This window comes from Pseudoalteromonas sp. APC 3355, from assembly GCF_030407615.1.
In the GTDB taxonomy this organism is placed as follows: Bacteria; Pseudomonadota; Gammaproteobacteria; order Enterobacterales; family Alteromonadaceae; genus Pseudoalteromonas; species Pseudoalteromonas distincta.
The window spans coordinates 115,461-130,982 of the sequence record NZ_JASDDB010000008.1 but is presented as its reverse complement, the minus strand read 5'-3'; the positions used below and the strand labels follow the sequence as shown (position 1 = coordinate 130,982).

Genomic DNA, 15,522 nt, shown 5'->3' with positions numbered 1-15,522 from the left:
CACATGAATAAACGTATTAACCGGTTAATTAAGTGCGGTTTGATACTAACTTCATTAGTGGCTGCATCTGCAGTTGCTAATGAAGATCGTACTAAAAAAGACTTATCAGAGGTTCAAAATGCACTTGAGCAAAGCCAAGCTGAATATAACGCCCAAAGAAAAAAAATAGCGTCGCTACAAAAAAATCTAAAGAGCCATGAACTCGATATAGCTAAAAATGCTAAAGCACTTAACATGGCAGAGCAATCCGTAAAAGAGACCAAAATACAGCAAAAAGAGTTACAAAGTAAAGCCGATGAGCTTGATAAAAAGCACACTCAGTTTCAGAAAATTTTAGCCGCGCAACTCAAAAGTGCCTATATGGCCGGTGGCGACGACTACTCTAAAATGCTGTTGAATCAAGAAGACACAGCCAAGTTTGAGCGCACACTTAGCTATTACAATTACTTAAATAAAGCCCGTATTGAACAAATCGAAGATCTAAAAGTTCTTCAACAGCAAATAGTACAAAACCAAGAAGAGCTCGTTAAAACACAAGAAAAACTAGAGCTTTTATTTGATGAACAAAAAAGGCGCCAAACTGCATTACTTAATGCACAAAGTGAACGCCAAGCTAATCTTAAAAACTTACAAGCTCAGCTCAACAGCACTAAAAGCTCGATAAATTATTTAAAAGAAAACCAACAGACTTTAGTAACAACGATTAAAGAGCTCGAAAAAGAAAAAACACAAAAAATAGAATTACTTGGCCTAAATAAGAGCAAGGGAAAATTAGACTGGCCGAGCAAAGGCAAGTTAGAGCACACATTCGGCCAACGTAAGCATGGTGGTATTGATTGGAAAGGCGTATTAATTGGTGCAAAAGAAGGTACTAATATTAATAGCGTGCACAACGGCCAAGTTGTATTTGCCGATTGGCTAAAAGGCTATGGGTGGGTAATTGTTGTAGACCATGGTGAAGGTTTTATGAGCCTATATGGCCACGCTCAAACGCTACTAAGAGATGTAGGGGATATGGTACGTGAAGGCGAAACCCTCGCTTTGGTAGGCCAAAGCGGCGGACAGGCAAGTTCTGGTCTATACTTTGAAATACGCCACAAAGGACGCGCAGTAAATCCTGTAAAATGGTGCAAACGTATTTAATTAGATAAATCGCTGCACCGCCCTGGAGCAGCTGATGACAACTAAAAAACACACAATAAATACCGTTAATAAAAAAAGTGCAGACTTTTATATAAGTCTGTACTTGCTTGTATTACTAACCCTAATTACCTTTACTAGTAATGCACTAGCAAGCTCAATTAAAGATCTTAAAAGACAACAAATAGACGAAATACTCTTTAACATTCATACCTATTACGTTGAAGATCTCACCTTACAAAATAGCCACCATATTAAATATAACAACCAGCAGTTTGAGCGTTTATATTCAAAACTCGACTCCTATTCTAAGTACTTAAATGAGTATGAATTAGCCTCATTATTTGATAACACAAATGGTCGTTACACAGGTATTGGTATAGAAGTTAAGAACATAGACGAGAATATGACTATTGTTAACGTGGTTAATAATTCGCCCGCAAAAGCGGCAGGTATTTTACCAGGCGATATTATTGTAAGTGTAAACAACAACGCAGCCCAAAACCGTACTATCGACGAAGTAGCAACACTAATAAGAGACAGTGAATTTTCGAATATAGATATAATTGTAAATCGCGATAACAATAAAAACCCACTCACTTTTCATGTTACACGTCGCCAAATAAACCTCGAAAGTGTAACAAGCGAACTTTTAGATTTTGGAACTGGCTACATAGCTATCAATAACTTCTCTAACCACACATTACATGAAGTTGCACTACAAGTTGCCGCCCTGCAAAGCCATTTTGGATACCCACTTAAAGGCTTAGTAATTGATTTACGTGATAACCCAGGGGGGACATTAAAAAGCGCAGTGGCTGTATCAGACCTATTTTTACAAAGTGGGACTATAGTGACGACTAAAGGACGTTTTTACGATGCCAACCAAGCATTTTACGCAAAGCGTGGAGATATTCTAAAAAATGCGCCCATAGTTGTGCTTATAAACGAAAATTCAGCCTCTGCAGCCGAAATACTTGCAGCAGCACTTAAAGATAATAAACGAGCAACCATTGTTGGCAGCCAATCTTTTGGGAAAGGCTCTGTACAATCACTCATTCCACTCGGTGATGGCAATACCGCATTAAAGCTCACCACAGCGAAATACTTCACACCGTTAGGTAAATCGATTGATGGAATAGGAATAACCCCAGATGTGGCGGTTAATCAAACAAACCTTTCACAAAGTAATAAAGCCGTTATAATAAAAAATGAACACACTAACAATAATGCGCAATTACTTACTGGTAATCTAACCGATTTACAGTTGGTTAAAGCCAAACAATTACTCAGCATGCAATAGCTTGTATAAGCTGTTAAACAAAGCTAAAAAGATAATAAAAACTATAAACGTGAAAATAATAAAATGGCTAACATTAGTTATTTGTTTTAGCTCTGCAACAATTAGCGCCAAGCAAATAGCAATAGTGATAGACGATATAGGCTATCATCAACGGGACTTAGAGTTCCTTTCCTTACCTGGGCAATTGTCGTATTCAATTTTGCCCCATACCCCTTATTCGCAAATTTTTGCAACACTTGCCAGTCAATCAAATAAAGAGTTATTGCTTCATGTACCTATGCAAGCACTTAACGGTAAAGAACTAGGGCCTGGTGCGCTTACTTTAAATATGAATAAAGAGCAGCTTCAGCAAACTCTTGGAACCGCTCTCGCTAGTTTACCGCAAGTTAAAGGCGTTAATAACCACATGGGCTCAGCGCTTACGCAAAAAAGCCAAGCTATGAAGTGGACAATGGAAGTACTTAAAAAGCGTCATTTATATTTTTTAGATAGTCGCACAACCGATTTGAGTCAGGCACAAAATGCCGCTAACTTTTTGGGTGTTGCTAATATTAGTCGCCAAGTGTTTTTAGACAACATAACTACACCAGAACAACTGCAGCTAAGGCTTGAAGAGTTAAAACAATTAGCCATTTCCCATAGCTTTGCCATTGCAATTGCTCATCCTTACCCTGAAACCATCGAATTTTTACGCCATGCCTTACCAGAGCTAACTAAGCAAGGTTTTGAACTCGTACCGGTTTCGCAATTAGTTGAACGTAAGTACATTCAGTTAGCGCATGCTGAGGGAAAAAGAGTGAGTGCTCGGTGATATAAGCTTTAAATAATGCTATATCCGAATAATAAACTAATACCAATTTGCTTAATTAAGTGGTCTATTTTGAGGGCGGAAAAACGTGTTGATAGCTAGGCAAAAAAATTCGCTATTTAGTTGCTCTAAATGAGAATTTTTTAACGCAGGTAGCGACACGTTTAGCCCCGTAAAATCATTAAGTATTATTGCGGATTGGTATAACCATTTAATAATGCAGAGTATCGGTATTACTTGATAGGGTACTTTTAGATTTCGCTTTGCTAAACCAGCTTACTGAAAAGCAAAAAGCCCCGCATTTTCATGCAGGGCTTTTTAAATTTTGCTGCTTGAGCAATATTAGCTCATAGCGCTTTGTAACTTTTTCATCGCTGTTTTTTCAAGCTGACGAACACGCTCAGCAGATACACTGTACTTTTGTGCAAGCTCCTGAAGCGTCGCTTTATCATCAGACAACCAACGTGCGCTAACAATATCTTGTGAACGTTCATCTAGTGTTTTAAGTGCGCTAAATAAACGAGTATGCGCTTGCTCTTTCCACTGCTCTTGTTCAACGTCGTCAGCTAAGTCTGCTGCGCCATCTGTTAAATACTGTACTGGAGAGTATGTACTTGTTGGTGCATCGTCGTTATCGTCACCAGTTAGGTCAAAGCCCATGTCTTGGCCGCTCATGCGCGATTCCATTTCACGTACTTCTTTTTCACTCACACCTAACTCGCTAGCAACAGTGCTAACCTCAGCTTGGTTGAACCAGCCTAAACGCTTTTTGTTTTTACGAAGATTAAAAAACAATTTACGTTGCGCTTTAGTGGTTGCAACTTTAACTATGCGCCAGTTTTTAAGAACAAACTCGTGAATTTCGGCTTTAATCCAATGCACTGCAAACGACACTAAACGTACACCCACTGTAGGGTCAAAACGTTTAACCGCTTTCATCAGGCCTATATTACCTTCTTGAATAAGGTCAGCTTGTGGTAAGCCGTATCCCGAGTAGCTTTTAGCAATATGTGCTACAAAGCGTAAATGCGACATAATGAGTTGCTTGGCAGCACTAAGATCGCCTTCTTCCTGAAGTCTTTTAGCAAGTTCTTGCTCTTGTTCAACTTTAAGCATAGGAATAGTGCTTACCGCTTGAAGGTAACCGTCCATGCTTGCGCTTTGTTGTCCGACTGTAAGTGCCATTGCGTATAAATCTTTACTCATTTTTCACCTCGGTGATAAACATTTGAAACTATCTTAGCACTCTTTCTCCAAGAGTGCTAACCCCAATTTAAAACTTTTTAAAAGTATAAATCAAGCAGTTTTTAGTATGTGTTTAGTCTACTACAAGCGACTGAATAAGTGATGAATTGAGGGATTGCAGCCAATTAACCTAACCGCATCACCTTATTTACAACTCATTACTTTATGGGAGGATAGTACACAAACATGACAGTTTTAATAACGGGAGGTACAACCCAGTCCGATACGATACGCATATCAAGCTGGGTTGGTTCACTTATAGTTTGCAGGGTTTTTTATACTTTATCGGGTTCTATTTCTTTAATATATCGATTTACAGAAAGGTACGAGCCTACAAATCCTAAGCTTGTTGCAAGTAACACTAAAAAGCCGAGTTCATTAAGCGATAATCCTATTAACGAAAAACTTGTTTGATACACCCCCGCCACACTGCTCACAGCGCTTGAAAGCCACCACATCATCAGTCCTACGCATATAAAGGCAAACAAACCACCTATTACACCATACCAAATACCGGTCCACAAAAATGGGGCATGTATAAAGGTGTTAGTTGCGCCTACTAGCTTCATTACTTGTATTTCTTCTTTTTTATCCATGATCGACAAACGAATGGTGTTACCAATAATAAGTGTCACTGAGGTAAGTAGTAATAATGCAATGGTTATTACACTTTCTTTGAGTAAATCTAGTAATGCATTTAAACGCTCTAACCAGGCTATATCGAGCTTACCAAAATCAACTTCACGTTCACTTTCTAATTTAGTTAGCAGTACTTTAGCGGCATTTGGGTGTCTGTGACGTTTTGTAGGAGTAACAAGTACCACATCCGGTAATGGGTTTTTATCTAAGTACTCTAAAGCTTGCCCAAAGCCAGATACATCTTTAAATTCAGTTAATGCCTGTTGTTTTGAAATAAACTCAACACTTTCCACTTCTGGGTAAAGTGCTAAACGCTTTACTAATGTTTGAGTTTCTTGCTCGTTCATACTCTCTTTAACGAACAACGATATTTCACTCGCCTCTTCAAAGCCACTACTCACTTGCTGTACGTTTTTAACGACTAAGTAAAGTGTTGCAGGTAACGTTAGGCTCAAACCAAGTACAGCGATAGTCATCATAGACGCAAGCGGCGTGCGCCACATTTCACCTAAGCTATGCACACCTTGGCGAAAAATATTAATAATAAAAAAGTAACCGCCAGCTAATACTGATTTTTTTTGCTTGTCGTTACTATTTTGGCGACCTTTAAAAAGTAAACTCATAGTGCCCCCTCAGCAAGCGGGTCTTGAAGCATACGGCCATCTTTTAAGGTTAAGCTACGATACTTCATACGTGCAACCAAACCCAAATCATGCGTTGCGATAAGAACAGTGGTACCGTGTTTATTAAAGTCTTCAAACAACTTGAGTATTTCCATTGAAAGCTCTGGGTCAAGATTACCTGTTGGTTCATCAGCTAGTAAAATTGGTGGGGAGTTTACAATAGCTCTAGCAATACCAACACGTTGTTGTTCGCCTCCAGATAGCATTGAAGGATGACATTTCACTTTGTCAATTAGGCCTACCTTGTCAAGCGCGCCATGGACCCGTTTAGCTATTTGCTTATGGTGAGTCCCCTCAATAATGAGAGGTAATGCCACGTTATCAAAAATAGTATAGCGCTCTAATAACCTATGATTTTGAAAAATAATACCTATATCACGACGAGCATAAGGAATTTGACGCGAGTTTACTTTGTTTAAATCAACACCGTTGATAAATACACTACCTGCTGAAGGACGTTCCATTAAGCTAATTAACTTAAGCAACGTACTTTTACCCGCACCACTGTGGCCAGTTAAAAAGGCAAGTTCACCCGGTTTAATATGAAAATTAACTTTTTCGAGGGCGCGGTGCCCTCCAGGATAGGTCTTACTTACTTGCTGAAAATTTATCATCTTTTTATTATGCCAACTCCATTAACACACTAATGAAATTAGTATTCCTCGCAATTAAAAAGGGAGCTAGCTCCCTTTTTTGGTAAATTAAACGTCGTCCTCATCTTGGCTAAATAACGCATCAATAAAGTCATCGCTTTTAAAAGCGCGTAAATCATCAATACCTTCACCAACACCAATGTAACGAATTGGAATATTAAACTTATCTGCAACCGCAAAAATAACACCACCCTTTGCAGTTCCATCAAGTTTTGAAAGCGTAATACCAGTTAAACCAACACATTGATTAAACAGGTTTACTTGGCTAATTGCATTTTGCCCTGTGCCTGCATCGATAGTTAACATCACTTCGTGCGGCGCATCAGGATCAATCTTTTTCATTACACGAGCTATCTTTTCAAGCTCTTGCATTAAGTTATCTTTATTTTGCAAGCGTCCAGCTGTATCAGCAATTAACACGTCTATATTACGTGCTTTAGCCGCTTGGAATGCATCAAACACAACTGATGCACTATCTGCACCTGTATGCTGTGCAATAACGGGAATGCTGTTACGTTCACCCCAAACCTGAAGCTGCTCAACAGCTGCCGCTCTAAACGTATCACCAGCAGCCAGCATAACCGACTTACCTTCGTTTTGAAATTGCTTAGCCATTTTACCAATAGTCGTTGTTTTACCAACACCATTTACGCCTACCATTAAAATAACAAACGGCTTTTTATCTTCGCTTATGACTAAAGGCTGTTCTGCCGTTTTAAGCATCGCAGCCATTTCTTGTTTCATTAACTCATAAAGCGCATCACCATCTTTTAACTGTTTACGGTTCGCTGCATCAGTTAAACGATCAATCAACTTCATGGTGGTATCAACGCCTAAATCGGCGGTGAGTAATTGAGTTTCAAGATCTTCAAATAATTCGTCGTCTATTTTTTTTCCACTAAAAATAGACGCAAAACCAGAACCTATATTAACGCGAGTCTTTAACAAGCCTTTTTTAAGACGAGAGAAAAACCCTTCTTTTTTTGGCTTTTCGGCTTTTTTAGCTTCTTCAATTGCAAGTTCTGCTGTGATACGTTCTTGTTCTAAACGCTCATTTTCTGCTTCTTCAGCTGCAATACGTACTTGCTCTAAACGCTCATTTTCTGCTTTTTCAGCTGCAAGGCGTTCTTGCTCTAAACGTTCATTCTCTGCTTTTTCAGCTGCAAGGCGTTCTTGCTCTAAGCGCTCATTTTCTGCTTTTTCAGCTGCAAGGCGCTCTTGCTCTAAACGTTCATTCTCTGCTTTTTCAGCTGCAAGGCGTTCTTGCTCTAAACGTTCATTCTCTGCTTTTTCAGCTGCAATACGTACTTGCTCTAAGCGCTCATTTTCTGCTTTTTCAGCCGCAATGCGTTCTTGCTCTAAAAGCATCTGCGCTTCTTGTTCTGCTAAGCGCTTCGCTTGCTCTTGCCTTTGAGCTTCAGCGTCCGCTTGTTCTTTTGCTAATAACTCAGCATTCGCTTGCTCTATTGCAAGCTTTTCGGCTTTGATCGCCTCATCTTGTTTTTCAAGGCGTATTTGCTCTAGTCGCTCAGCCTCTACTTTTTCTGCCGCTAATCGTTCTTGCTCTAAGCGCATCTCTTTTTCTTGATCGGCTAAACGTTGCGCATGTTCTTGTCTTTGCGCCTCGGCATCTGCTTGCTGTTTTGCAAGCAATTCAGCATTGGCCTGCTCAATGGCAATCTTTTCCGCGTTTTCAGCACGCTGGCGTTCTTGTTCTAAACGCTCTGTTTCAGCCTCTGCTTTTAACCGTTCAGCTTCAGCTTGCTCTTGCGCTAGTTTTTCTTGCTCTAAACGTGTTGCTTCAATTTTTTCAGCAGCGATACGCTCTTGCTCTAAGCGCTCTGTTTCAGCCTCAGCTTTTAAACGATCAGCTTCAGCTTGCTGCGCTAGTTTTTCTTGCTCTAGCTTCTGCGCCTCTTCTTGCGCTAATACTTGTTGTTTATCAGCTGCTGCTTTTTGCTCTGCTTCTTTTTTATCTGACTTGCCAAAACCGAGCCACGACATGAATTTACTTTTTTTTGTCATACTTGCTAATAACCACTTATAAAAATCTGATAAACTAAAATTTGAAATAGCTTGGCAATGCCCAGCAATAGTTGCTAATAAATACAACCATTCAAAACGTAAGTGTTCAATAGTAACACTTTTAATGCGGTTGAAAAATGAAGCTACACGTAATCGCCCATAATATTATCTGAGCTAGATACCATATACCATTTTTTAGTGAGCTAAATGAGAAAAAAAACAACGCAAAATAAAGCTACTAACAAGCCCAGTGATGGCTTTATTAGAGTGATTAGTGGTCAGTTTCGAGGCCGTAAACTCCCTGTTAAAAACGTAGAAGGCTTGAGACCTACTACCGATCGAATTAAAGAAACTGTATTTAATTGGCTAATGCAAGATACGCGTGACGCAAATGTACTTGATTGTTTTGCAGGTTCTGGTGGATTGGGATTTGAAGCACTATCTCGATTTGCTAAAAGCGCTACATTTATCGAGCTCGACTCATTAGCTGCTAAGCAATTAGAACAAAATATTAGCACTTTAAAGCTCGACAACGCATACGTTAAACATACCAATTCGCTCTCCTTTTTAGAGCAAAAAAACACAAACGAAGCCTTTAATCTTGTATTTGTTGACCCACCATTTCGTAAAGATTTAGCGCAAACAACCTGCGATTTATTAGAAAAAAACCAATGGTTAAGCAACGACGCATTAATTTATGTTGAAGTAGAGGCAGAGCTAGCCGCCTTAGAAACATCAAGCAACTGGTTGTTAATTAAAGAAAAAAAGGCGGGGCAAGTACTTTGCCAACTGTACCAGCGACAAGCAAATTAATACTGTTTAACGTAATGCGTTTCTGTTAATATTGTCCTTTACATGTGGTGTTGCTTCGGATTACAATACCGCACCATTTTTGAACCACTTGATCAATGTTTGATCAACTTGAGCAACGCTCATAATTTAGGTAGGTGAATTTTTAATGCCAGTAATTAAAGTAAGAGAGAACGAACCGTTTGACGTAGCACTTCGTCGCTTCAAGCGTTCATGTGAAAAAGCAGGAATCCTTTCAGAAGTTCGTCGTCGCGAGCACTATGAAAAACCAACAGCTGAGCGTAAGCGTAAAAAAGCTGCTGCAGTTAAACGTCACATGAAAAAACTTTCTCGTGATAACGCTCGTCGCGTTAAATTATACTAATATATTAGGTCTTGTATAAATGAGCCTTTTAATAACGCTAAAAGATGCGCAAAAAGATGCGATGAGAGCTAAAGACAAGCAACGTCTTAACCCTATTCGTATGGTACTTGCTGCAATCAAGCAACGTGAAATTGACGAGCAAATAACGCTAGACGACGCAGGTATTACCTCCGTTATAGTGAAGCTTGTTAAACAACGTCGTGACTCTTACACTCAGTACAAAGATGCTGGGCGTGATGATTTAGCTGATATTGAAGCCAATGAAATAGTAGCGCTTGAAACTTTTTTACCTCAACAATTGAGTGAAGAAGAAATAATTGCTCTCATTGACGCGGCTATTGCTGATACTAATGCAGCAGGTATGCAAGACATGGGTAAAGTAATGGGTATAATCAAAAGCAAAGCTGAAGGTCGAGCCGATATGGGTAAGATTTCTGGTTTAATTAAGCAAAGATTAACTGCCTAATACTCCCACATACATTAAAGTATGATTGAAGTAAACCGAGCCTAGCGCTCGGTTTCTTTGTTTTTAACTTTAATAAAAAGTACACCGATTAGGTTACTTTAAAATGAAATTTTTTATAGCTTCCCTATTTATTTCGCTGTCATTTTGGTAAGTTAAAGCACACTATATTTTGCATCAAGCAAGTATAAAAAAGTAAATTTCATATTCGTTCTTCTTCTTATTATTTCAGGACTGTATTTTACTAATGGCCGGAAAGATCCCACGTAACTTTATAGACGATTTACTTGCCAGAACCGATATTGTCGACCTGATAGACTCAAAAGTAGGTCTAAAAAAAGCAGGTAAGGATTATCAAGCTTGCTGCCCATTTCATAACGAAAAATCTCCCTCATTTACTGTATCGCAAGACAAACAGTTTTATCACTGCTTTGGGTGTGGCGCTAATGGTAATGCAATTTCGTTTGTAATGGAGTACGAAAAGCTAGAGTTTGTAGATGCTATTGAAGAAATAGCTAGCATGCTTAACTTAGAAGTACCTCGAGAACAAGGCGCAAACTCAGCACCAGAGCGTACGGCTGCGCAAAAGCGCTCCGATTACGACTTAATGCTTCATACTGCTCGCTTTTATCAGCACCAATTAAAACACCATAGTAATTCTGCTGCTGTTATTGAGTATGTTAAAGGCCGTGGTTTAAGCGGTGAAACTGTTAAAAAATTTATGATTGGCTACGCTCCCAGTGAATGGGATGGGCTATGCCTACAGCTTGGTCGTAATAAAGAACAAAAAGAGCAATTGGTTGAGCTAAAGCTCGCTTCAGAAAAAACACCAGGCAGACAATTTGATTTTTTCCGCGATCGCCTAATGTTCCCTATTCGCGATAAACGCGGACGCGTTATTGCATTTGGTGGGCGTGTAATGCAAGCCGACCAAGGGCCAAAATATTTAAACTCGCCAGAAACCCGAATTTTCCATAAAGGCTTTGAGCTTTATGGACTTTACGAAGCAAAGCAAGCCCATAAAAAACTTGATCATGTAATGATTGTTGAAGGTTATATGGATGTTGTTGCCTTAGCTGAACAAGGGATTGAATATGCAGTTGCATCACTGGGGACAGCAACAACAAGCGAGCACATGCACACTTTATTTAGAACTACTGATAAAGTAATCTGTTGTTACGATGGCGACAGGGCTGGCCGTGATGCTGCTTGGCGGGCACTTGAAAATGCACTCCCTTATTTAAACGATGGTAAAGCACTACAATTTGCATTTTTACCAGATGGCGAAGACCCTGACTCGCTTGTACAAAAAGAAGGTAAGGAGCAATTCGAATTGCGCCTAAGCCAAGCAGATGACTTTACCAAAGTATTATTTAATAAATTAAGCCAAGAAGTTGATTTAACACTCGATTCAGGAAAAGCTAAACTTCTTAGTGCAGCACTTCCACTAATTGAAAAAATTCCAAGTGAGTTTTATCAAGAAAACATTCTTGAACAATTAGGACGCTTAATTGGCAGAACGCGTGAGCAGTTGAATAGCCGTTTAAAAACGCCTAAACAGCAACACTCTATTGAACGTAAATTTAAAATAACACCTATGCGCCAAGCTATCGGTATATTGATCCAGCACCCTAATTTAGCTAAAAGTGTGCCGTATTTACCTGAGCTTGCACAAATGAACATTGCTGGCATAGGGCTGTTATTACGATTACAAGAACAAGCTTTAGAAAAAGAAAATGTGACCACAGCGCAACTGCTCGAGTTTTTTCGAGGAACTGAAGATTACGAGCCATTAATCAAGCTTGCAACGTGGCAACATGAGATAAATGAAGAACGTTTAGAGACGGTTTTTAAAAATACTTTCAAGTTTATTGAAGATCAGTGTTTAAATTATCGACTCGAGACCCTATTAATAAAGGACAAGACACAAGGCCTTAGTAGCGATGAAAGGCTTGAGTGTCATTTGTTAATGACAGCGTTAAAAGCGACTAACAGTTAGGGTCTGTTTATCTTTCGAAGTTAAGTTTACAGCAGTGTGTTTGGTATTTAGACAAGACAGAGCCTATGTAGTGTGGTTATTCCACATGAATAGGCGATAACGCAGCATAAATGCCAAACACGCGCTGCCCTTTGGGTTCGACCCAAGGGAGGTTTATTCTTTGTTGCTCGGTTTTTACTTAGCCTACTAGGTTACAAACCTCGCGCCGCGATTAAACCACCCTTGGATAGAACAAACTTTAATCCTGAAAGACCAACAGACCCTAGTCAAAATTGATTTAAACTGTTATACTGTGCTATTCACTGCGTCACATTATTCTAGTTAGCTTTAATGCAAACTACATGATGGCGCCTGTTGTATCAACTTATCAGAGTGGAAGAAACAATCTCTATGGATCCAACTCCTCAGTCACAATTAAAACTTCTGATTCAGAAAGGTAAAGAGCAAGGCTACTTAACTTTTGCAGAAGTAAATGATCACCTTCCACAAGACATTATAGACTCAGATCAAGTAGAAGATATCATAAGCATGATTAATGACATGGGTATCAAGGTTAGCGAAAACGCGCCTGATGCTGATGAATTAATGATGCAAGAAACAACGACAGACGAAGACGCAGCTGAAGCTGCCGCAGCAGCCCTTGCGACTGTAGAAAAAGAAATCGGCCGTACAACGGATCCAGTTCGCATGTACATGCGTGAAATGGGTACTGTTGAACTTCTTACACGTGAAGGCGAAATTGTAATCGCTAAACGTATTGAAGAAGGCATTAATCAAGTACAGATTTCTGTTGCAGAGTACCCTGAAGCAATCACTTACCTACTAGAGCAGTGGGATAAGTTTGAAGCTGAAGAAATGCGTTTAAGCGATATTATCGTTGGCTTTATCGATCCTAATGAAGATACAGCGCCAATTTCAGCAACTAACATCGGTTCAGAATTAAGTGCTAAGCAACTTGAGGACGACGATAAAGATGACAAAGATGATGCTGATAGCGATGATGAAGATGAAGAAGAGATAGACACAGGACCAGATCCTGAAGAAGCTCGTATTCATTTTGAAAATTTACGTGATTTATATAATAAAGCACGTGATACGTTTGAAGCTAAAGGTCGTTCGCATCCTGAATCACAAGCAGCCATTTTTGAAATTGGTGAGCTTTTCAGAACATTTAAATTAATACCTAAACAGTTTGACCGCATGGTAAATAACATGCGTGAAATGATGGATCGTGTTCGTGTTCAAGAACGCCTAATCATGAAGCAAGCTGTTCAAATTGCTAAATTACCAAAGAAAACATTCGTTAAGCATTTTGCTAATAACGAAACTGACGCTTCTTGGGTTGATTTAGAAATTTCAGGTAACGAAAAGTATTCAGCTAAACTTGAAGAAGTTAAGCCAGAAATCATTCGTAGCATTAATAAATTATCTGTTATTGAACAAACAACAGGTTTAAGCATTGAGCGTATTAAAGACATCAACCGTCGAATGAGCATAGGTGAAGCGAAAGCACGCCGTGCGAAAAAAGAAATGGTTGAAGCTAACTTACGTCTTGTAATCTCAATTGCTAAAAAATACACAAACCGTGGCTTACAATTCTTAGATTTAATCCAAGAAGGTAACATTGGTCTGATGAAAGCGGTTGATAAGTTTGAATATCGCCGTGGTTATAAGTTCTCTACTTATGCTACGTGGTGGATACGTCAAGCAATCACACGCTCTATTGCTGACCAAGCAAGAACAATCCGTATTCCTGTACATATGATTGAAACGATTAATAAACTTAACCGTATCTCTCGTCAAATGTTACAAGAAATGGGTCGTGAGCCAAATCCAGAAGAATTAGCAGAACGCATGATGATGCCTGAGGATAAAATCCGTAAGGTACTTAAGATTGCTAAAGAGCCAATTTCAATGGAAACACCAATCGGTGATGATGAAGATTCTCACTTAGGTGACTTTATCGAAGATACAACTATTGATTCGCCAATCGATTCGGCAACAATGGAATCTCTTCGTGGCGCAACTAACGATGTACTTGCAGGCTTAACAGCTCGTGAAGCTAAAGTACTACGTATGCGTTTTGGTATTGATATGAATACCGACCACACCTTAGAAGAAGTAGGTAAACAGTTTGACGTAACACGTGAACGTATTCGTCAAATAGAAGCGAAAGCGCTGCGTAAATTACGCCACCCTTCTCGCTCAGATTTACTGAAAAGCTTTTTAGACGCTAAATAATTTAGCGCTACTATATAAACTAAAAAGGCCGCTATAGCGGCCTTTTTTCTATTTGAAGGAAATAACCATGGCTTGGATCCAAATTCGTATTAATGCCAATGCTGCAACAGCTGATGCCGTAAGCGATCTATTAATGGAAGCGGGTAGCGCTTCAGTAACCTTTATTGACGCAAAAGACACCCCTATCTACGAGCCTAAAATTGGCACCGTTGTGTTCTGGGCTGATACCACGGTTATTGGCTTGTTCGAAGCTAATCATGATATGAACGCAGTCGTTGCGTTATTAAAGCGCCATGATGAGCTAAAAGACAATTTAGTATACAAAATCGAGCAACTTGAAGATAAAGACTGGGAACGTGAATGGATGGATAACTTCCACCCTATTCAATTTGGCGAAAAACTATGGATTTGCCCAAGCTGGCGCGATATTCCTGACCCTGATGCTGTAAATGTATTGCTAGACCCTGGCCTTGCTTTTGGCACGGGCACACATGCAACAACGGCCTTGTGCCTTAAATGGTTAGAAAGCCAAGATCTGACGGGTAAAACGGTTGTTGATTTTGGTTGTGGTTCAGGCATTTTAGGTATTGCAGCTATAAAACTAGGTGCAGAGCGTATGATTGGGATAGATATTGACCCTCAAGCGCTTGAAGCAAGCCTTGATAACGCGAACCGAAATGGTGTTGCAGACAAACTCGAAGTATACCTTCCAGAAAACCAACCTGAGTTTAGTGCAGATATAGTAGTGGCAAATATTTTAGCCCAGCCACTTCGCGAATTACATAGTGTGATTTTAGGGTTATTAAAACCAGGTGGTAAAATTGCCATGTCGGGTATTTTAGAAGAACAAGCGCAATCGGTTGCTGACATTTATGCACCGTTTATTGAACTAGATGACATTGCCGTTGAAGGTGATTGGACTCGAGTAAGTGGCACTAAAAAAGCGTAATAAATCGAACAATCAAATCTAGAGCATTAACTCAAAACATGCATGTAAAGCCTGTATTTAACAGGCTTTACTATTTTTTTACATATCCAAAAACTTTCTAGTTATCTTGTAAAAAATAAAATCTGTATGAATTTCAAACAAATCAACCTACTTGTCATGTGGTTATCAAATGTCAATACGAAAAGGGCAAAAAAAAGTTA

13 protein-coding genes are annotated in these 15,522 nt (G+C 39.4%); 9 read left to right on the top strand and 4 right to left on the bottom strand.

All coding sequences use genetic code 11. From position 1 onward, the window contains the following. Positions 1-3: 3 nt before the first annotated feature. Genes QMA08_RS11975 through QMA08_RS11965 form a run of 3 tightly spaced genes read left to right on the top strand, consistent with a single transcriptional unit; the run spans position 4 to position 3,254 of the window. Positions 4-1,143, top strand: a complete 1,140-nt coding sequence (locus QMA08_RS11975; RefSeq protein WP_290174578.1) for a peptidoglycan DD-metalloendopeptidase family protein — start codon at positions 4-6, stop codon at positions 1,141-1,143. 34 nt (positions 1,144-1,177) lie between these two features. Then, positions 1,178-2,443 (top strand): S41 family peptidase, encoded by a 1,266-nt coding sequence (locus tag QMA08_RS11970; RefSeq protein ID WP_138489706.1) that lies wholly within the window; start codon positions 1,178-1,180, stop codon positions 2,441-2,443. Positions 2,444-2,492: 49 nt separating this feature from the next. Continuing rightward, on the top strand, positions 2,493-3,254 hold the full coding sequence (locus tag QMA08_RS11965) for a divergent polysaccharide deacetylase family protein (RefSeq protein WP_193225566.1): 762 nt from the start codon (positions 2,493-2,495) through the stop codon (positions 3,252-3,254). A gap of 339 nt (positions 3,255-3,593) precedes the next feature. Here QMA08_RS11965 and rpoH read toward each other — a convergent pair whose 3' ends face one another. The 4 genes from rpoH to ftsY form a co-directional block, all read right to left on the bottom strand. After that, on the bottom strand, positions 3,594-4,457 hold the full coding sequence (gene rpoH / locus QMA08_RS11960; RefSeq protein WP_002957791.1) for an RNA polymerase sigma factor RpoH: 864 nt from the start codon (positions 4,455-4,457) through the stop codon (positions 3,594-3,596). A 314-nt stretch (positions 4,458-4,771) separates the two neighbouring features. After that, positions 4,772-5,758, bottom strand: a complete 987-nt coding sequence (gene ftsX / locus QMA08_RS11955) for a permease-like cell division protein FtsX (protein ID WP_002957792.1) — start codon at positions 5,756-5,758, stop codon at positions 4,772-4,774. Continuing rightward, positions 5,755-6,432, bottom strand: a complete 678-nt coding sequence (ftsE, locus tag QMA08_RS11950) for a cell division ATP-binding protein FtsE (RefSeq protein ID WP_002957793.1) — start codon at positions 6,430-6,432, stop codon at positions 5,755-5,757. The genes ftsX and ftsE overlap by 4 nt, the downstream gene beginning before the upstream one ends. 87 nt (positions 6,433-6,519) lie before the next feature. Then, complete coding sequence (gene ftsY / locus QMA08_RS11945) at positions 6,520-8,496, bottom strand: signal recognition particle-docking protein FtsY (protein WP_290174577.1); 1,977 nt, start codon at positions 8,494-8,496, stop codon at positions 6,520-6,522. Between the two features lie 207 nt (positions 8,497-8,703). Between ftsY and rsmD the strand changes: the two genes are divergently transcribed. The 6 genes from rsmD (at position 8,704) to prmA (ending at position 15,322) form a co-directional block, all read left to right on the top strand. Continuing rightward, positions 8,704-9,309, top strand: a complete 606-nt coding sequence (gene rsmD, locus QMA08_RS11940) for a 16S rRNA (guanine(966)-N(2))-methyltransferase RsmD (RefSeq protein WP_197120809.1) — start codon at positions 8,704-8,706, stop codon at positions 9,307-9,309. Between the two features lie 145 nt (positions 9,310-9,454). Continuing rightward, positions 9,455-9,670, top strand: coding sequence for a 30S ribosomal protein S21 (rpsU, locus tag QMA08_RS11935; protein WP_002957797.1), 216 nt, complete (start codon positions 9,455-9,457; stop codon positions 9,668-9,670). A gap of 19 nt (positions 9,671-9,689) precedes the next feature. Beyond that, a complete protein-coding gene (locus QMA08_RS11930; RefSeq protein WP_007376027.1) occupies positions 9,690-10,136 on the top strand; it encodes a GatB/YqeY domain-containing protein in 447 nt (148 codons plus the stop codon). A gap of 244 nt (positions 10,137-10,380) precedes the next feature. Beyond that, on the top strand, positions 10,381-12,132 hold the full coding sequence (gene dnaG / locus QMA08_RS11925) for a DNA primase (RefSeq protein WP_165744708.1): 1,752 nt from the start codon (positions 10,381-10,383) through the stop codon (positions 12,130-12,132). A gap of 390 nt (positions 12,133-12,522) precedes the next feature. Continuing rightward, the gene (gene rpoD / locus QMA08_RS11920) at positions 12,523-14,373 is read left to right on the top strand and encodes an RNA polymerase sigma factor RpoD (RefSeq protein WP_002957800.1); all 1,851 of its coding nucleotides are present in this window, start codon (positions 12,523-12,525) and stop codon (positions 14,371-14,373) included. Between the two features lie 67 nt (positions 14,374-14,440). Continuing rightward, on the top strand, positions 14,441-15,322 hold the full coding sequence (prmA, locus tag QMA08_RS11915; protein ID WP_002957801.1) for a 50S ribosomal protein L11 methyltransferase: 882 nt from the start codon (positions 14,441-14,443) through the stop codon (positions 15,320-15,322). The last annotated feature ends 200 nt before the right edge of the window (positions 15,323-15,522 follow it).